The sequence below is a fragment of the Xanthomonas sp. XNM01 genome (assembly GCF_014851915.1).
Classification (GTDB): Bacteria; Pseudomonadota; Gammaproteobacteria; order Xanthomonadales; family Xanthomonadaceae; genus Pseudoxanthomonas.
The window spans coordinates 612,546-630,170 of sequence record NZ_JACVAP010000003.1 but is presented as its reverse complement, the minus strand read 5'-3'; the positions used below and the strand labels follow the sequence as shown (position 1 = coordinate 630,170).

Annotated in this window: 17 protein-coding genes; 6 read left to right on the top strand and 11 right to left on the bottom strand. The window is 71.4% G+C overall.

Going from position 1 to position 17,625, the window contains the following annotated elements:
• Positions 1-121: 121 nt before the first annotated feature.
• The 5 genes from IB242_RS14065 to IB242_RS14045 form a co-directional block, all read right to left on the bottom strand.
• On the bottom strand, positions 122-1,216 hold the full coding sequence (locus IB242_RS14065; protein ID WP_192280454.1) for an AI-2E family transporter: 1,095 nt from the start codon (positions 1,214-1,216) through the stop codon (positions 122-124).
• A 43-nt stretch (positions 1,217-1,259) separates the two neighbouring features.
• Positions 1,260-1,811, bottom strand: coding sequence for a protein sip-5 (locus IB242_RS14060; RefSeq protein ID WP_192280452.1), 552 nt, complete (start codon positions 1,809-1,811; stop codon positions 1,260-1,262).
• Positions 1,811-2,305: a phage holin family protein gene (locus IB242_RS14055; RefSeq protein WP_343237148.1), complete on the bottom strand. Its 495-nt coding sequence runs from the start codon at positions 2,303-2,305 to the stop codon at positions 1,811-1,813. Before IB242_RS14055 ends, IB242_RS14060 begins: the two co-directional genes overlap by 1 nt.
• A 9-nt stretch (positions 2,306-2,314) precedes the next feature.
• Positions 2,315-2,674, bottom strand: coding sequence for a hypothetical protein (locus IB242_RS14050; RefSeq protein WP_192280449.1), 360 nt, complete (start codon positions 2,672-2,674; stop codon positions 2,315-2,317).
• Between the two features lie 100 nt (positions 2,675-2,774).
• The gene (locus IB242_RS14045; RefSeq protein ID WP_192280447.1) at positions 2,775-4,223 is read right to left on the bottom strand and encodes a Do family serine endopeptidase; all 1,449 of its coding nucleotides are present in this window, start codon (positions 4,221-4,223) and stop codon (positions 2,775-2,777) included.
• Positions 4,224-4,892: 669 nt separating this feature from the next.
• Here IB242_RS14045 and IB242_RS14040 point away from each other — a divergent pair.
• Positions 4,893-5,552: a hypothetical protein gene (locus IB242_RS14040; protein WP_192280445.1), complete on the top strand. Its 660-nt coding sequence runs from the start codon at positions 4,893-4,895 to the stop codon at positions 5,550-5,552.
• 123 nt (positions 5,553-5,675) lie between these two features.
• Here IB242_RS14040 and IB242_RS14035 read toward each other — a convergent pair whose 3' ends face one another.
• The 3 genes from IB242_RS14035 to IB242_RS14025 all read right to left on the bottom strand — a co-directional run bounded on the left by IB242_RS14035 (position 5,676) and on the right by IB242_RS14025 (position 9,020).
• Positions 5,676-6,266 (bottom strand): hypothetical protein, encoded by a 591-nt coding sequence (locus tag IB242_RS14035; RefSeq protein ID WP_192280443.1) that lies wholly within the window; start codon positions 6,264-6,266, stop codon positions 5,676-5,678.
• Positions 6,267-6,651: 385 nt separating this feature from the next.
• Positions 6,652-7,872: a diguanylate phosphodiesterase gene (locus IB242_RS14030; RefSeq protein WP_192280441.1), complete on the bottom strand. Its 1,221-nt coding sequence runs from the start codon at positions 7,870-7,872 to the stop codon at positions 6,652-6,654.
• Positions 7,873-8,168: 296 nt separating this feature from the next.
• On the bottom strand, positions 8,169-9,020 hold the full coding sequence (locus IB242_RS14025; protein ID WP_192280439.1) for a plasmid replication/partition related protein: 852 nt from the start codon (positions 9,018-9,020) through the stop codon (positions 8,169-8,171).
• A 790-nt stretch (positions 9,021-9,810) separates the two neighbouring features.
• Here IB242_RS14025 and IB242_RS14020 point away from each other — a divergent pair.
• From IB242_RS14020 to IB242_RS14000, 5 genes are all read left to right on the top strand, one after another.
• Positions 9,811-10,332, top strand: a complete 522-nt coding sequence (locus tag IB242_RS14020; protein ID WP_192280438.1) for a hypothetical protein — start codon at positions 9,811-9,813, stop codon at positions 10,330-10,332.
• An 8-nt stretch (positions 10,333-10,340) separates the two neighbouring features.
• Positions 10,341-11,018, top strand: coding sequence for a hypothetical protein (locus tag IB242_RS14015; protein WP_192280436.1), 678 nt, complete (start codon positions 10,341-10,343; stop codon positions 11,016-11,018).
• Between the two features lie 60 nt (positions 11,019-11,078).
• Positions 11,079-12,146 carry a suppressor of fused domain protein gene (locus tag IB242_RS14010; RefSeq protein ID WP_192280433.1) on the top strand — a complete coding sequence of 356 codons (1,068 nt, stop codon included), beginning with the start codon at positions 11,079-11,081 and terminating at the stop codon, positions 12,144-12,146.
• A gap of 108 nt (positions 12,147-12,254) precedes the next feature.
• A complete protein-coding gene (locus IB242_RS14005; RefSeq protein ID WP_192280430.1) occupies positions 12,255-12,659 on the top strand; it encodes a hypothetical protein in 405 nt (134 codons plus the stop codon).
• Positions 12,660-12,732: 73 nt separating this feature from the next.
• Complete coding sequence (locus tag IB242_RS14000; protein WP_192280427.1) at positions 12,733-13,557, top strand: N-acetylmuramoyl-L-alanine amidase; 825 nt, start codon at positions 12,733-12,735, stop codon at positions 13,555-13,557.
• A 45-nt stretch (positions 13,558-13,602) separates the two neighbouring features.
• Here the strand turns inward: IB242_RS14000 and IB242_RS13995 are convergent, their stop codons facing one another.
• The 3 genes from IB242_RS13995 to IB242_RS13985 are packed head-to-tail and all read right to left on the bottom strand — an operon-like array spanning position 13,603 to position 17,494.
• Positions 13,603-15,888 (bottom strand): xanthine dehydrogenase family protein molybdopterin-binding subunit, encoded by a 2,286-nt coding sequence (locus IB242_RS13995; RefSeq protein WP_192280424.1) that lies wholly within the window; start codon positions 15,886-15,888, stop codon positions 13,603-13,605.
• Positions 15,885-16,931, bottom strand: coding sequence for a xanthine dehydrogenase family protein subunit M (locus IB242_RS13990; protein WP_192280642.1), 1,047 nt, complete (start codon positions 16,929-16,931; stop codon positions 15,885-15,887). The genes IB242_RS13995 and IB242_RS13990 overlap by 4 nt, the downstream gene beginning before the upstream one ends.
• Positions 16,904-17,494 (bottom strand): (2Fe-2S)-binding protein, encoded by a 591-nt coding sequence (locus IB242_RS13985; protein WP_192280421.1) that lies wholly within the window; start codon positions 17,492-17,494, stop codon positions 16,904-16,906. The genes IB242_RS13990 and IB242_RS13985 overlap by 28 nt, the downstream gene beginning before the upstream one ends.
• Between the last annotated feature and the right edge of the window lie 131 nt (positions 17,495-17,625).

Here is a 17,625-nt window from a genome sequence, read left to right as displayed (position 1 = left end):
CGCATTGTAGGCCTTCCGGCGGGCAGGCGGCCCGCAACCGCAGCCGGCATGGCCGGGTCGCGGGAACTGGTGCGCGGGCGCCGGACCCGGGACCGGCGGGCCAGCCGCCGGCACGCGGCGGTCATTCCAGCAGCCGCGCCCAGCCGTCCATCCCTTCGACCTGGCCCAGCACCAGCTTGATGCAGACCAGCAGCGGCACCGCCAGCAGCAGGCCCACCAGCCCCCACAGCCAGCCGAACAGCATCAGCGCCAGGATCAGCACCAGCGGCGACAGCGCCATGCGCCTACCCAGCACGATCGGGGTCACGATCTGCCCTTCGATGGTGTGCAGCGCCAGGTACAGCATCGCCGGCAGCAGCGAGCTCCAGGTGTCGTCGAAGGCCATGTAGCCGACCAGCAGCATCATGATCACGCCGATCAGCGGGCCCACGTACGGCGCGAAATTCAGCAGCATCACCGCGGTGCCCCACAGCAGCGCCTCCTGGGTGGGGAACTTCAGCAGCACCAGGATGCCGGCGAACAGCAGGCCGACCACCGCGTTGATCAGGCTGATCGTCAGCACGTAGCGCGATACTTCGCGTTCGATTCCGTGCAGGATCTCCACGGTGAAGCGCTTCTGCTGGCGTCCGGGCAGCAGTGCGATCGCGTTGCGCTGCAGTTTTTCGCCGTAGACCATGAAGAAGAACGTCAGCAGCACCACCGCCAGCACCGAGGCGGCCAGGCGCGGCGTGCGGGTCAGCGCCGCGTAGGGATCGTCGACCCGCGTGCGCACCACCTGCACCTTGCGGTTGGCCTCGCCGGCCGCGGCCCGGGCCATGTCCTCGGCGATGCGGTTGGCCTCGTGCATCGGACGCGACAGTTCCTGCAGCTGGCGGCCGAGCTTGCGCGCCTCGCGCGGCGCCTGCTCCGCCCAGTTGGTGGCAGGCGCCACCAGCTGCATGCCCAGCGCGCCCGCACCGGCAAGCCCGGCGATGAGCACCAGCAGCGCGCCGAAGAAGCGCGGCACGTACAGGCGTCGCAGCAGCCGGATCAGCGGGTTGCCGATCAAGGCGAAGAAGGCCGCCAGCAGCACCGGGAGGATCACCTCCTGCGCGGCCCACAGGGTGTAGCCGACCGCGAGGGTGGCCAGCACGATGATCGCGGTGGAGGCGCGCGGACGCGGCGACACGGCGCCGGACGTCACGTCGGTCTGCGGATCGGAAGGGATGGCGGACATGCGTCCTCTGGGCGGCGCCGGCCGCGGTGGCGACGCGCTGGGGTCAGCGCTCGGAGAATTCGGTGGCCGCTTCGGCCGGACGCGGCGCGCCCTGCGAGGTGCCCGTGCGTGGATGCGTGCCCGGAGGGGCCGGTGATGCCGTGGCCGCGCCCTGTGGTGCCGCGGCTGGCGGTGCAGGCGTGGCCGATGCCGCCGGTGCAGGTGCCGTGGCCTGCTGGGCGGCCGCGGTCCGTACCGCGGCCGGTGCGGCCTCGCTGGCGGCGCGTGCCTGCATGCCCGACGCGGTCGCCTGGTCGGCGGCCTGGTCGGCCGCTTCGCTGGCTTCCTCGGAGGCGGCCGCCGCGCGCAGCGTGGCGACCATGCTGGAGATGGTGCTCAGCATCTGCAGCCAGCGGGTGCCGCCGACCCGCGAGAAGGGCTCGGCCCGGCCCGCGAGAAAGCCGCCGAGCAGGCCGGCAACGACGATCCGCCCCGGCGACCAGCTGCTGCGCCAGGCCTGCGACAGGCCCTTCCATTGCGCGTCGACGTTCTGCTGGCAGCGGTCCATCCGCTGTTCGGCACGTTCGACCCGCTGCTTGATCAGTTCGAAGCGCATCAGGGGGTCTCCCGTGCGGCGGCCACGGGCGCCGGCACTCCAGTCTGTCCGTCATCGTCGTCGGCCGGTTCGTCGAACAGCCCCAGCCTGCTGAGCTGGCGCCGGGTCGCGTGCAGGCCCATGTAGTCGAAGAACCGCGCGGTGCGCCAGGCGGCCAGCCCGGTGACGGCCAGGTTGAACACCGCGGCGATGCTCAGCGATTCCAGCCAGCTCAGCCCGAAGCGCTGCATCAGCGCGACGCTGGCCGCGGTGGCCAGCAGCCAGGCCGATGCGCCGAACACGATCGCCACGCCGGCCCAGGCGATGCCGCGGCCGAGCGCGCTGCGGGCCAGCGCGATGTCGGCCGACAGCAGGCTGCGCAGTGCGCGCAGCGTTTCCCCGGCCGCATCCACCGTCGCGCGGCCGGCGTTGCCGACCGCGCGGATGCTTTCGTCCAGTGGCGGCGTGGCGCCCGCGTGTTCCGCCTCGGCGCGGTGGTCCCCTTGGTCCTGCACGTCGATCGCTTACTTGTCGCGGCGGCTCAGCGCAGCCACCAGCCAGCCGGCAGCGAAGGCCACGCCGAAGGAGGCCAGCGGACGCTCGCGGATCAGCTCGGCGGCGCTGTCGACCAAGTCGCGGCCCTTGTCCATCAGCGCGTCCACCTGCTCGCGCGCGGCTTCACCACCGAACTCGGCGGCGGCCAGGCCCGACAGCGCGCTGTCGGCCAGTTCGGACTTGACGTTGGCCCTGCCCAGGCGCAGTTCGTCGCCGGCCGCACCGGCGGCGCCACGGATCGCCTCGCCGGCGGCGCCGGCGGCGGACTTCAGGTGCGAGCCTGCTTCGCTCAGGTTTTCCTTCAGATGCTCGGTCGAGGTCGGGCTCATGCGTGTGTCTCCGATTGGATTGTGGGAGTGGAAGTCACGCCGGTCGGCGTCGGCACAGCAATATCACCGGCGGGGTGTAGGGCCTGTCACGGAACGCAGGTCACTGCAACTCCAGGGTGCCCTGCACGTTACCGCGGACGATGCGCACCACCAACCGCTGCGGCGGCTGCGCCAGCGTCGCGCGCAGGCCGGCGAGATCCTCGAACGGCCCCGCGCTGGTGGCGACGATGACGTCGCCGCGGCGCAGGCCGCTCTGCGCGGCGCGGCTGCCGGCGGCGACATCCTCGACCAGCACGCCACGCAGCCGGCCCTGGCGCTGCGCCTCGGGCAGATCGGCCAGGCGCGCGCCGCCCAGACGCGGATCCAGCGCCTGGCCGGCCATCGCACGTGGCTGCTCCTTCAGCGTCGCATCCAGGGTCAGCGTCCTGCCGTCGCGGATCACCTTCAGCGGCACCTTGCTGCCGACCGGCTGCAGGCCCTCGTAGTTGTGCAGCGCCAGCGGATCGCCGATGCGCTGGCCGCCGGCCTCGATCACGAGATCGCCCGGCTGCACGCCGGCCGCGGCGGCGCCGGATCCGTCGTAGACCCGCACCACCAGCGCACCCTGCTGGTTGGCCGCCAGGCCCAGCGACTGCTGCAGGCGCGGCGTCAGCGGCTGCGTCTCGATGCCGAGCGTGCCGCGCCTGACCTCACCGGTGGTGATCAGCTGGCGCACCACGTCGCGCGCCAGGTTGGTGGGAATCGCCAGGCCCAGGCCGATGTTGCCGGCCATGCTGCCCTGCGGATTGAGGCTGGCGGTGTTGATGCCGACCAGCTCGCCGCGCAGGTTGACCAGCGCGCCGCCGGAGTTGCCCGGATTGATGCTGGCGTCGGTCTGGATGAAGTTCTGGTAGCCCAGGCCGCGGATGCCGCTGCGGCCCACTGCCGAGACGATGCCCGAGGTCACCGTCTGGCTCAGGCCGAATGGATTGCCGATGGCCACCACGTAGTCGCCGACCTGCAGCCGGCCGCTGTCGCCCAGCGGCAGTTCGGTCAGGTTCTCCGACGGCACCCGGATCAGCGCCACGTCGGTGTCGGCGTCCGAGCCGAGGAACTCGGCCTGCAGCGTGCGGCCGTCGGCCAGCGTGACCGACACGTCGTCCGCGCCCTCGATCACATGGTGGTTGGTCAGCACGTAGCCGCGCTGCGCATCGATGATCACGCCCGAGCCCAGCGAACTGCGCTCGCGGGTGGCCGCTTCGGGAAACATGCGGCGGAAGAACGGATCGTCGAAGAACGGGTTGCGCGCACGCACCACCTGGCGCGTGTGCACGCTGACCACGGCCGGCATCGCCCGCTGCAGCATCGGCGCCAGCGAGGGCACCGGCTGGCCATCGACCGCGGTCGGCAGCGGCGCGCTCAGCGGCAGGGCCGGCTCGACCGGCACGGCGGGCGCCGGGGCGGTCTGCGCCTGGGCACGGTTGTCGAAGGTTTCGTGCAACGCCACCGCGGCGAAGCCGCCGAATGCGGCGGCGGCGGTCAGGGCGAGCAGAGTGGTCGCATGTCGCATGGCCGGTAGTTTCCTGTGTGGCTGGACGGCGGCCGGAAAGGCCGCACGCGGTACGCCCCCATAGCGTACTCAAGAACCTGAACGAGTCTGCTGCGTGCGCATTAAACAGGCGGTGAAGTCGCGGCTGCCGACCGTGATTGACGCGGCTTCGACGCCGGCCCGCGGCAAGTTGACACCCGCCGGCGGCAGGACTAGCGTCGGCCGTGTTCACCACAACATCTGGGGTTCATGCGCTGCCCCAGCCACGATTCTTGGTGCGCCGATGGCTGCAATGAGAGCGATGACGACATGCACGCGGGCTGGCGATGGTGTGGTCCCGGCCGTCGCCGCGACGCGATCCGGCGCGCCCGCTACGGCGCGGTCGATCGGTGCCTTCCGGATCGCGCGTGCCTCCGGTCGCCTGCCGGCGGTGGCATCCGCCAGCCGGGTTCCGGTCGCTCCGCGGTGTGCCGTCGCCGCCAGCCTCCGGCATTCGCTCCGACACCGGCCGCACGGCCAGTGCCCGGCGACCGCGGTGCCAGGCCGTGATGTGCGGCAGCGCGCCGCTCACCGACATTCTGCGCGTGGCGCCACGGCGTGCGCCCGCCACGCGCGGACCACGTTCCATGGCGCCTTCGCCGGTATAGCATCTGCCCGGTCATCAACAGCAACGCGCCCCGAGGAGGGCACATGAGCAATGGCAACGGTGTGACGGCGACTCTGACCGAGGCTGCCGGGAACGTGAAGGAAACCGCGTCCGAGGTGGGCACCGCGATTGCAACGACGGCCACCGAGACGGTGGAGAAGGCCAGGAAGGCGGTCAGCAAGGCGCGCAAGGCCACCACCACCCGTGTCGCGAAGGCGACCAAGACGGTCAAGACCGACGTGGCCAAGGCGAAGAAGGCGGTGAAGAAGGCCGTCGCCAAGGCCAGGAACCGGCTGACCGCCGCCAAGGACGCCGCCACGGCCGAGGCCAGCGCGCTGCGCAGGAAGCTCGGCAAGAAGGCGACGACCAAGAAGACGGCGGCGAAGAAGGCGACCGCCAAGAAGGCGCCTGCGAAGAAGACGGCGACCAAGAAGGCCGCAACCAGGAAGGCGACGGTGAAGAAGGCCGCCGCGAAGAAGGTCGCGACCAAGAAGACCGCAGCCAAGAAGGCCGCCAAGACCGCGTCCAGGCCGGCAGCGAAGAAGGCGGTTGCCAAGAAGGCGACGGTCAAGAAAGCGACCGCGCGCAAGCCTGCCGCCAAGAAAGTGGTCGCGAAGAAGGCGGTGAAGAAGGCCGCACCGAAGCAGGGCGCGAAGAAGACGGCCAGGAAGACGACCGCCAGCAGGGCCGCACGCAAGGCCTGATCCTGTGGGCTGGAGGCTCCTGGCGCTCGTCGGGAGCCTCCGTGCCCGGGACGGTGCAGCGTGTCGCGCGGGCTGCCGCGTACCGGAGCGCGCAGCGGCCCGGGGGTCGCTGCGTCCGATGCGCTAGTCGAGCCCGGGCTGCAGGCGCACGATCCTGACGTCGACCGCCGTGCAGGCGTGGTCCTCGCAGATGCCGTTGAGCCAGACCTGGCCACGGCCGAACATGATGCCCTGCTGGTTGACGAACAGCGCGTCGTAGCGCGTCTCCAGGACCGCACGGCGGATGTCGGGCGTCATGAATTCGGCGTAGCGCGCGGCGAACGCCCGTTCGTCCTCGATGGCGACCTGGCGTCCACCGATCTCGACCTCGATCGGATAGCGGACCAGCGCCGCCACGGCCGCCGCATCGTCGTCCGCCACCGCGGTCTGCAGGCGCTCGATCGCCTCGCGGTAGCGCGCAGGATCGCCGAGCAGCTTCTCGATGGTGGCGTCCATGCCGCGCTCGGCCTCGCTGCGCGTCGCATCGACAGCGGCGGGCGTGCTGGCGGTCGTTTCCGGTGCGGTCGGCGACATCGGCGCCGCTGGCGGCGTGGTCTCCTGCATCGGGGCGGAAGGCGGTGCGTCGGCTGGCGTGGCCGCCGGGTCCGCGGGTGCGCCGGTGCCGCAGGCGGCCAGCGACAGGGCGATCGGCAGCAGGAGCAGATGCGGTTTCATCGGTGTTCCTTCATGGCGACGTTGCCCCGTTGTAGACCAGACCCGGTGCGTCCGGGGTGAGCGTCGGCCGCCGGGCGATGCCGGCGCGACGCTGATCGGGCACATCACGCAGCCGACCTCGCGCCTGCCACGCAGACGCGCGCGCGACGCGCGCAGCATGCCTGCGCTGTCGGTACATGCAGCACCGACACCCCATCGGCATGCGACCGTGACCGGCAGGACGCGTCGGTGGATGGGAGTGCGGCTGGAGCCTTCCGAGTGCAGCGGCGCATCCATCGTGGCGGCCAGGACGAACGCAACCCACGCACCGGCCTCGAACGGTGGTTTCGCGGAGCGGGATCGACCGTGACCGTGACCGCCGCGCGGCCTGGAACCCGCGACGCGCTCAGGCTGCGGCGTCGACCGCGACCGGCCAGGTCACCGGCGACACGCCGTCGAGCACCGGGCGGGCGAAGAGGAATCCCTGGAACAGGTCGATGCCGGCCGCCTGCAGCCAGCACCACTCGTCCGCGGTCTCCACGCCCTCGGCCACCGTGGTGATCCCCAGCGAACGGCAGCAGGCCACGATGGCGCGCACGATCGCCTGGCGCGGGCCATCGGCGTGGATGCCGCTGACGATCTGCCGGTCGATCTTCAGCTTGTCCGGCTGGAACCGCGACAGCAGCGACAGCCCGGCAAAGCCGGCACCGAAGTCGTCGATCACCACGCTGATGCCCAGCTCGCGCAGCCGCCGCAACGCGGCCTTGAACGGCACCAGGTGGGTGATCGCCTCGTCCTCGGTGATCTCGACCATGATCTGCTGCGGCTTCAGGCCATGCAGGGCGATCAGCTCCGCCAGCCGCTGCACCGCGTCGGGGATCTGCACCAGCGACATCGGCAGCAGGTTGATCGACAGCTTGCAGCTGCCGATGCCGACCTTCGAGGCCAGCTCGAACGCATACGCCTTCGATTCCAGGTCGAAGCGGTAACGCTGCTCCTGCGTCATTCCGGCGAAGCAGACGTGCGGCGGCTCGTTGCCGGGCCCGCGCATCAGCGCCTCGAGCGACGAGATGCGGCCATGGGTGGTGTCCACGATCGGCTGCAGCGCGAAGCGGCACGGCGCGGAGGACGGCATCGACACCATCGACTGCGGGAACGGTGCGGCGCGGCGCACGAACCGCCAGTGCGCGGCATCGTCGCTTTCGGTGGCGTGGTCGCGCCAGCGGCCGGCGGCGAACAGCTGCATCAGCTTGTAGGCACGGTCGCCGATCAGGGTGTCGGCGCCCGGGGTGGCGTCACCGAGCAGCAGATGATCCATGCCCTGCGGATGGGTGCGCAGATCGACCAGGCGCATGCCGCACTCCGCAAAGCGACGGCGTGGTGCGTAGTCCTGCAGCAGCCTGACGATGTGCGTGTGGCGGCCGTCTCCGGCGATTCTTTCGTAGACCGCCTGCACGGCCTGGTCGGGGCCTTCCAGCATCTGCAGGAAGTAGACGCCGTCGAACAGCAGGATGCCGGTCACCGCCCGCGCGTCGTTCGCGCCGCGGGCCAGACGCACCAGTTCGGCCAGTTCGGCCTGCGCGAGCTGGCCGTTCATGCGGCTGCGGTAGATCAGGATCGACAGCATGCGTTCTTGATCCTGCAAGAGGTCGCCTTGGCACGATAGGACCTGCTGCGTGCAGGTGGTGCGAGCTGGGCCGGCCTCGCAACGCGATGGATCGGGGCCGGATGTCCACAGCGCCCTGAGACGTATCGGCGCCGTGCCGCGTTTCCTGAGCCGCGGGCGCTGCGGCGCATGAACGGCTCAGTAACGGGCGGCAGATGCGCGCGCGTAGCTGCCGCGGACGCGGCGTCGGCAGCCGGCACACGCGATGTGCTGCGCGACGCATCGCGTGGTTCCATGCCCGTGATGGTCGTGTGCGCTCAGCCGCGCAGCCTGACCAGCTGTTCCTGCAGCGCGGCCACCTGCCTGCGCAGCAGTTCGTTCTCGCGTTCGAGTTCGGCGACGCGCCGTGCCAGCGCCCTGGCGTCCGGCGCGGACGCCTCGCCCTCGCCCTCGCCGTCTTCCCCGGTCGCCGTGGCCTTCGGCTTCTTCTTCGCATCGCGGGCACGCCTGGCCGCCTGCTTCAGTTCGGCCTTGCCGGCCTGGGCCGCGCTGCGCTGTTCGTCTTCCGGCAGGCTGGCCACCGCTGCGGCGGCGCTGAGCGAGATGTCGCCGGCCTTCAGCGCCTGCACCACTTCCGGCGCCGCCTGGCTGTGGATGCGTTCGATCATCACCACCTGGTTGTTGCTCAGCCGGGCCTCGCGCGCCAGCTCCGCGCGGCTGACCGGAGGCGCCTCGTCCCACGGCGGCAGGTCGTCGTCCGCGGGCGGCGGCGTGGCGGCATCGGCGGCGATGGCCTGCTGACGGGCCTGGGCGTCGCGCAGCTCGGCCTCGCGCTGGGCCTGCTGACGCGCGCCGAGGATCGCGCGCTTGCGCAGCGCCAGTACGCCGCGCTGGTAGTCGGACACGCTGCGCCGGCCCAGATGCTGTTCGATCATCCACAGGTGCACGTCTTCCATCGATTGGAAGCGGGTGTTCTGCACCGTGCTGAACGGCAGGCCATGCTTCTGGCAGATGCCGTAGCGGTTGTGCCCATCGACCAGGATCTCGCCCCACAGCACCAGCGCGTCCCGGCAGCCCTCGGCCAGCAGGCTGCGCTCCAGCGATTCGTGTTCGTCCGGGGTCAGCGGATCGATGTAGGCCTTGAGTTCTTCGAGAACGACGATGTTCATGGGTACGGCTGCGGAACGGGGGGCGCGCATTGTAGTGCGCTCGCGCCGGGGCGGTACGTCGGCCCGACGTCCCAGTGGATCGGCGCGACGTGGCGCTGTCGCGCTGTCGCGCTGTCGCCGAAGGGCGACGGGCGGAGGGCGGAGGGCGTCGCGTCGCTGCCGCGGCCCATACGCTGGCTGGCGGGCGCGATCGTGTGCGTGCCGTCGCGATCAGGCGCCGGCGTTCACCGGTGCAGCGGCGGGGTCGTCGCGCTCGACGACCCGGAGGGTGATCTCGTCGCCTTCCCAGCCGCGCCTCATGCCGGCGGCGGTGCCCGCCGTCGCGCCCGACGAGCCGTGGCGCCGGGCCGGTAAGGCCTGGACTCCAGCCGCACGCCGTCGGCCCGGTCCGCGGTGCAGGGCGAGGCGGTGCCGGGTACGCCGTGTGCGGTCAGCGTGTAAGCCGGCACGCCCGGGTCGTCCGCCCCGGCCCGCCCCGGCTCACGCGAGCGGCTGGCCATGGACACGCAGCTCGAACCCGATCACCTGCGTTCCCCAGCGTTCTCAACGCCTCGCGCGCGGCACGGCGTGCCGGACCCGCAGGGTGCCACGACAGGATGGCCGCCGATCCGGCGCCCGGCCAGCGGCAGCGGCGAGGCGCTGAGCGGCGATGCGGCGCTGTGCGTGCGACGCCGCATCGCCGGTGGCGCCGGAGCGTGGACGCGCCGCCACGCCAGCGCCGAAGATGGGCGCCCGCCCGCCGCAGGAGCGCCGCTCCCGCGCCGCCAGGCGGGTCGAGAACGGAGCTGCGATGCGCGGGAAACGGAAGCATGCGGGACGCGGGGCGGCGGTGTTCGCCGCAGTGCTGGGGTGCACGGCGGCCGCGGCCGCCACGGCGCCGGACGCGCCCTCGCTCTACGCCCGGCCGCACGTGCGGTTCGATCCGCTGGCCGATCAGCGCTGGGCCGTGCCGGAGGCCGACCTGAAGCGGCTGCTGGCGTACCGGGACGCGGCACCCGGGCCGCACCATGTCTGCCTGCTGGGCTACCGCTGGCCCGACGGGCATGAATTCGTCTCGGCGCACTGGCGCGAGGGCCGGCTGATCGTGCGCTGGTACGGGCCGGGCAGCTGGGACGAGACCGCGCTGGCCTGGTACATCCACAAGGGCGTCGATCTGGTGACCGGCGTGGTCGAGGGCGACGACACCGGCGGCAGCACGTTCCTGGAGACGCGCCGCAATGTGGAGGCCGGCATCGCCGACTGCGAACGCGAAGGCCGCGTGGTCGTGATCGAGCATGTCGCCCCCGACGCGTCCACGTCGGGCGACGACTGAGCACGCGCATGCCGACGGATGCGGAACATGTGCCGCCCCGGCACCCGGCCGTACCGCACCACCGGCCTGCGCGTCTGGTGCGCGCGGCAGGCGCGGTTCCGGATGCGGCGACCGCGGCCGGTTTCCTGCTGCTGTGGTGGGCGCCGCACTGGCTGCCCGACCAGGCACTGCAGACCGCGGTGGCGGTGATGGCGGTGGAGTTCATCCTGCTGCATGCCACGGCGATGCTCGGCACGCGCGCGCTGTCCGCGGGCGGTGGCGTGCCGGCGCGGTGGCGCGGGCTGGCCGGCCTGGTGCTGGTCTATCTGCTGTTCGTCGCGGTGTGGGCCTGGATGTTCCAGGCGCTCTGGCCGCTGCTCGCCTTCGCCTGGCTGCTGCTGGGCAAGCTGTGGCTGCTGGTACGGCCGCCGGCCGGCGATGCGCGCCGGCAGTTGCTGTCGGACTGGGCGCTGGCCTCGCTCGCCTATGTGGGTGCCTGCCTGACGACCGCGCTGCTGCCGCTGCCGCGGCTTGGGCTGACGCCGGAGGTGGTCGCGGCGTCGGGCCTGCAGGGCGGAGGCCTGTGGGTCGAGCAGCCGCAGACCGTGGCCGTTGCGGGGCTTCTGTACTTCGCGCTGGTCGCCGTCGCGCGGATGTGGGGCTGGCGGCTGCCGCTCGAACCGACCGGGACGCGCGCACGGCGCTGATACACCCTTTCGACACGGGATGCCGGTACCGTTCGACTTCCTTCCAGAGGACACGCACGCATGACCGAACACGAGCAGGACCCGCCGGCGCATGGCTGGGACGCCATCGACGCCGCGCTGGCGCCGATCTACGGTGCGCAGCGCCCGCGGCATTACGGCAGCGCCATTCCGGCGATGCTGGGCGGCAACGACCCGCTTCAGGGCATCAGCGCGTACTGGCGCGATGCGCCGGTACCGCACTGGCACTTCGTCACCTACGGGTTCTCCGAGCTGTACGACAAGGAAAGCGACGACCCGGAGGTCAGCGGCTTCGGGTTCGAGCTGAGCTTCCGGCTCGCCGCCGACGTGGCCACCGACGAGCCGCCGATGTGGGCGCTGAACTTCCTGCAGAACATCGCGCGCTACGTGTTCCAGAGCGGCAACACCTTCGATGCAGGCCACTACATGAACCTCAATGGCCCGATCGCGCTGGAGAACGACACGAAGATCCGCGCGATCGCCTTCGTCGAGGATGCCGAGCTGGGCACGATGCAGACACCGAACGGCCGCGTCGATTTCCTGCAGGTGGTCGGCATCACCGAGCCGGAGGAGCTGGCGCTGATGCGCTGGTCGGGGCGCAAGGCGCTGGCCGCGTTCGGCGAGCGGCTGCCGCTGCATGTCACCGACCTGGCGCGCGGCGATCTGCTGGCCGACCCGGCGGTGGCGGCATTGCTGGAGCAGGGCACCCGCGAGGAGGGCTCTTCCACCGGCTTCCTGTTCGTCGACGAGCTCGGCTGGGAGCGGCACAAGCGACTGCTGCGCGGCGATGCCTGGAGCCTGCGCGTCGGTGCGCGCCAGGTGCCGGTGATCGTCGACCTGCTGCTGCTGCGGCTGCCGTTCGAGCGGCCGTTCGCGCTGATCGGCAGGACCGCGAAGGTGCGTTTCGTGCCCGGCAGGACGTTCTCGGCCAGGGTCGATGGCGACGACCTCGAGGTGACCCTGGATCCGGCGTCGGTGCAGGCGCTGGCCGCCGCGGTGCCGCCGGTGGCTGGCCGTTACACGCTGCCGGGCGTGCCTGAGCTGACCTTCGAGGTGGTGCAGACCCACATCCGCAACCAGCAGGGCGAGGTGGTCGAGACCATCGGCTGATCCGGCGATCCGGCTGGCATGTGCTGGAAGTCGCAGGGCTTCCGGCACATGGTGGAGCCCCGGTGGCCTGCAAGACTGCGGGCATCTTCCCGACCCGTGAGAGTCAGCGTGGCCGATGTCTCCCTGCTGCGCCTGCACCTGCTGCGCGCGATGTATCTGCTGATCGCCATCGGTCTGGGGCTGACCGTGTGGCCGCTGATCGTCGCACCGCCCGAACTGTTGACCGATTCGCGCAGCATCGTGCGGGCGATGCTCGGCGCACTGGCGCTGGTGTCGCTGTTGGGCCTGCGCCATCCGCTGCAGATGCTGCCGCTGCTGCTGTTCGAGCTGGCCTGGAAGCTGGTCTGGGTGTTGTGCTTCGCATTGCCGGCATGGCTGGGGCCCGGGCTGGATCAGACCGGCTGGGAGAACCTGTTCGCCTGCATGCTGGGTGTGGTGCTGGTGCCGATCGTGCTGCCGTGGCGGTATGTGATCCAGCGGTATCTGGTGGCACGCGGTGAGCGCTGGCGCTGAGCCGGCGGGCACTGCTGTCGCCGCATCGGGCCGCGCGTGTAAGGTGGCAGATCCGCCCAGCACGTTCTCTGCCATGCACCGCCTGCTTGTCACCATCACAGCCGCACTGCTGCTGTCCGCCTGCGCCTCGCAGGGGCTGCGCATCGATGACCGCCACGTCTCGCAGAACCAGCACAGCCGCGTGCAGTACCTGGTGCTGCATTACACCGTCGCCGATTTCCCCGATTCGCTGGAGATCCTGACCCGCTCGCCGCGCGGCGTGTCCTCGCACTACCTGGTGCGCGACACGCCGGTGGAGATCTACCGCCTGGTCGACGAAGGCCGGATGGCACGCCACGCCGGCGACAGCTACTGGGCCGGCGCGAGCATGCTCAACGCCGGCTCGGTCGGCATCGAGATCGTCAATCCCGGGTATGTGGACACGCCGGCCGGTCGCGTCTATGCGCCGTATCCGCAGGCGCAGATCGACCAGGTGATCGCGCTGTCGAAGGACATCGTCGCCCGCCACGGCATCCGCCCCGAACACGTCCTCGGCCACGCCGACATCGCGCCCGGCCGCAAGCAGGACCCCGGTCCGTTGTTCCCTTGGAAGCAGTTCGCCGAAGCCGGGCTGATCCCGTGGCCGGACCAGGCCCAGGTCGCGGCGAAGCTGGCGCACTACCAGGCCGGCCCGCTGCCGGATGTGGCGTGGTTCCAGCAGCGGCTCGCCGCGGTCGGCTACCGGGTGCCGCAGGGCGGCGAACTGGATCCGGCCACGCGCGACGTGATCAGCACCTTCCAGATGAAGTACCGCCCCGGCGACATCGGCGGTCTGCCCGACAGCGAGACCGCCGCGCTGCTGGACGTGGTGTCCACCCCGGGCGGCCTGCGCATGCTGGTCGACGCCGGACTGCCCTGAGGCGCCGCGCGCCGCGGCGGCCCGCGGCGCACGGCCGGTGCCGGCTCACTCCTGCCGCATCACCATCCACGGCAGGATCGGCGTGCTGCGGATCCGGTTGCCGGTGGCATGGAAGATCGCGTTGCAGACCGCGGCGGACACGCCGACCAGGCCGATCTCGCCGACGCCCTTCGCGCCCAGGCTGCTGACCACGCGGTCGTCCTCCTCGACGAACAGCACGTCGATGTCGTGGATGTCGGCGTTGGCCGACACGTGGTACTGGGCCAGGTCGCGGTTCATGAAGCGGCCGAAACGGTGATCGGATTCGGTGTGCTCGTGCAGCGCCGCGCCGATGCCCCAGACCACGCCGCCGACGATCTGGCTGCGCGCGGTGACCGGGTTGAGGATGCGGCCGGCCGCGATCGCGCTGACCACGCGGGTGACCCGCACCGTGCCCAGCTCCTCGTCCACGCGCACCTCCACGAACACCGCGCTGTGGGTGGCGCGCACGTACTTGCGCTGCCTGGGCAGGTTGGGCAGCAGCAGGTACTTCGCATCGAGCCGTTCCTTGCCGGCCGTGCGCATGAGGTCATCCAGGGCGATGCCGGTGGACGGATCATCGCGCAGGGCGATGCGTCCACCGGCGAAGACCACGTCCTCCAGCCTGGCACGCGACAGCGCGCTGCCGCGCATGCGCCGCGCCAGCGCCAGCAGTTCGCGGCACAGCTTCTGGCAGGCGCCGTGCACGGCCGAGCCGACCGTGGTCACGTGCGAGGAGCCGCCCTCGATCGGCGCGACCGGCAGGGTCGAGTCGCCCAGGACGAAGGTGACCTGCTCCAGCGGCAGGCCCAGCGCCTCGGCGGCGATCATCGCCATGACCGTGTAGGTGCCGGTGCCGATGTCGCTGGCCGCGCTGGACACCACCAGGCGGCCATCGGCGTGCAGCACCGCCTCGGCGCGCGCGAACATCTGCATCGCGTCCCATTGCCCGGTGGCCATGCCCCAGCCGACCCACTCGTGGCCCTCGCGGCGCGCGCGCGGCTGCAGCGGCCGTCGTGCCCAGCCGAAGCGCTCGGCGCCCTGGCGGTAGCAGTCGCGCAATGCCTTGGTCGAAAACGGCTTGCCGTCGGCCGGGTTGGTCTCGGCGTAGTTGCGCAGCCGCAGCTCCAGCGGATCGATGCCGACTTCGTAGCTGAGCTCGTCCATCGCCACTTCCAGCGCGTGCATGCCGTGCGCCGCGCCCGGCGCGCGCATGTCGATCGGCGTGTACTGGTCCAGGTCGACCAGGCGGTAGCCCAGGTGCACGTTGTCGCAGCGGTAGAGCTGGCCGCTCCAGTTCACCACCACCTCGACGTAGTCCTCGATCCGCGAGGTCTCGGCGATGGCCTCGTGCCAGATCGCCTGCAGCCGCCCGTCGCGGTCGGCGCCGAGCTTGATCCGCTGCACCGTCTCCGGGCGGTGTCCGAAGGTGAACATCTGCTGCCGGGTCATCACCACCCGCACCGAGCGTTCCAGCGCCAGCGCGCCCATCACCGCCAGCGGCAGCTGGTACTGCGGACGCAGTCCGGAACCGAACGCACCGCCGACGTAGGGGTTGCGCACCGTGACCTTGTCCTTGGACAGCCCGAAGACGTGAGAAACGTACCAGCGGCTGTTCTGCGAGCCCTGGGTCTTGTCGTAGATGGTCAGGTGGCCGTCGTCGCCGCGGATCACGGTGGTGGCGAACAGCTCCATCGGATTGTGGTGCTCGACGCCGTTGTAGTAGTCGGCCTGGTGCTGGCAGGCGGCGTCGACGAACGCGGTCTGCGGATCGCCGGTGTCCGACGGTGGCGCGGAGAAGCCGGCCTTGAGCGGCCTGGGTGCGTGGGCGCGATCCAGGCTGGTCATCAGGTTGGTGTCGTGCGGCTCCTGCGCGTAGTGCACCCGCACCAGGCTGGCCGCGTGCCGGGCGGCCTCGAAGGACTCGGCCAGCACCAGCGCGACCGGCTGACCGCTGTACAGCACGCGTGCATCGTGCAGCGGCCGGAACGGGCGGCCGGCCGGCGCGGTCATGTCCTTGTAGAACAGGCCGAGGCTGCGCATCTTCGGCCGGTCCAGGTGGGTGAGGATCGCCAGCACGCCCGGGACCGCGCGCGCGGCATCGAGCGCGAAGCCTGTGATCTCGCCCCTGGCGATCGTGCTGTTCACCGCCACGCCCCACGCCAGGTCCGGCGCCGGCCACTCGGCGGCGTAGCGGGCCTGGCCGGTGACCTTGGCGCGGCCATCGATGCGCGGCGTGCCGGTGCCGGTGGGGACATGCCCGGTGCCCGGTTCGGCCACCGGCCACTGCGGTTCGAGGATGCGTGCGTTCATCCGGCGGCCTCCGGCCGATGGCCGCGGTTGTCGATGGTGCCGGCGGTGGCCGCTTCCAGCGCACGCACCACGGTGCGCCGCGCCAGGACCGGCTTGAAGGCGTTCTGGCCGTCGACCTGCGCGCCGGCGAGCAGGCGCTCGGCGGCCGCCTCGAACGCCTCGCGTCCGGGCGTGGCACCGGCCAGCAGCGCTTCGGCATCCGCGCGCCGCCATGGCTTGTGGGCGACGCCGCCCAGGGCCAGCCGCGCCTCGCGGATGCGGCCGTCCTCGCCGATGTCCAGCGCCGCGGCGACCGACACCAGCGCGAACGCGTACGAGAGCCGCTCGCGGATCTTCAGGTAGGCGCTGTGGGCGACGAACTGCGGGGCCGGCGGCAGGGCGAGGTGCACGATCAGCTCGTCCGGCGCCAGCGTGCTGTCGCGGTCGGGCGTGTCGCCGGGCAGGCGGTGGAAATCGCCGAATGCGATCACCCGCTCGCCGCGCGCGCTGCGCACGTGCACGCGCGCCTCCAGCGCGGCCAGCGCCACGCACATGTCGGACGGATGGGTGGCGATGCAGTGCTCGCTGCCGCCGAGGATGGCGTGGTACTTGGTCAGCCCGCCGTGCGCGGAGCAGCCGCTGCCGGGATCGCGCTTGTTGCAGGGCGTGGCGTGGTCGTAGAAGTAGCTGCAGCGCGTGCGCTGCAGCAGGTTGCCGCCATTGCTGGCCATGTTGCGGATCTGCGGCGAGGCGCCGGCGAGGATCGCCGCGGTCAGCAGCGGATAGTCGCGCGACACCAGCGGGTGGTAGGCGGTATCGGCATTGCGGGCGGTGGCGCCCAGGCGCAGGCCGCCGTCGTCGGCCACCTCGATCGCATCCAGCGGCAGCCGGTTGATGTCGAGCAGGGCGGGCGGCTGCATGATCTGCAGCTTCATCAGGTCCAGCAGGTTGGTGCCGCCGGCCACCGGCCTGCATGCCGGGGACAGCGCGGCCAGCGCCTGCTCGACCGCCTCGGCGCGCTGGAACGCGAGCGGGATCATGCCGGCACCGTCCCGGGCGTCCAGCGGCATGGCCCGCCGCGATCGTCGTCGTCCTGCCCGGCCGGGTTCCCCGCATCCTGGCGCAGCACCGACAGCACCGCGTCGGTGATCTGCGGATACGCGCCGCAGCGGCAGATGTTGCCGCTCATCAGCTCGCGCACCTGGTCGCGGTCGTGCGCCTGGCCTTCGTTGATCAGGCCCTGTGCCGAGCACAGCTGGCCCGGCGTGCAGTAGCCGCACTGGAAGGCGTCATGATCGATGAAGGCCTGCTGCAGTGGATGCAGGCGCTCGCCGTCGGCCAGTCCCTCGACGGTGACGATGTCCGCGCCGTCCTGCATCACCGCCAGGGTCAGGCAGCTGTTGATGCGGCGTCCGTCGACCAGCACGGTGCAGGCGCCGCACTGGCCGTGGTCGCAGCCCTTCTTGGTCCCGGTCAGCAGCAGGCGCTCGCGCAGCAGGTCGAGCAGGCTGGTCCAGGTCTCGACCTCGAGCGTGTGCGCCTGGCCGTTGATGCGCAGGTGCACCTGCAGCGTCGGCGGCGGTCGCAGCAGCGCTGCATCGTCGTGAAGGGAGTGGCTGGCGGACATGCTGGCTCTCGCGGGCTGGGACCTCAGGCGACCTTGCCGCCGCCGCCGTTGGCAGAGGGTGTAGGACCGATGCATGTGTTGCGAAAGAACGCGCGCGCCATCGCGGATTCAAAAAACGCGGCCGGCGGCCG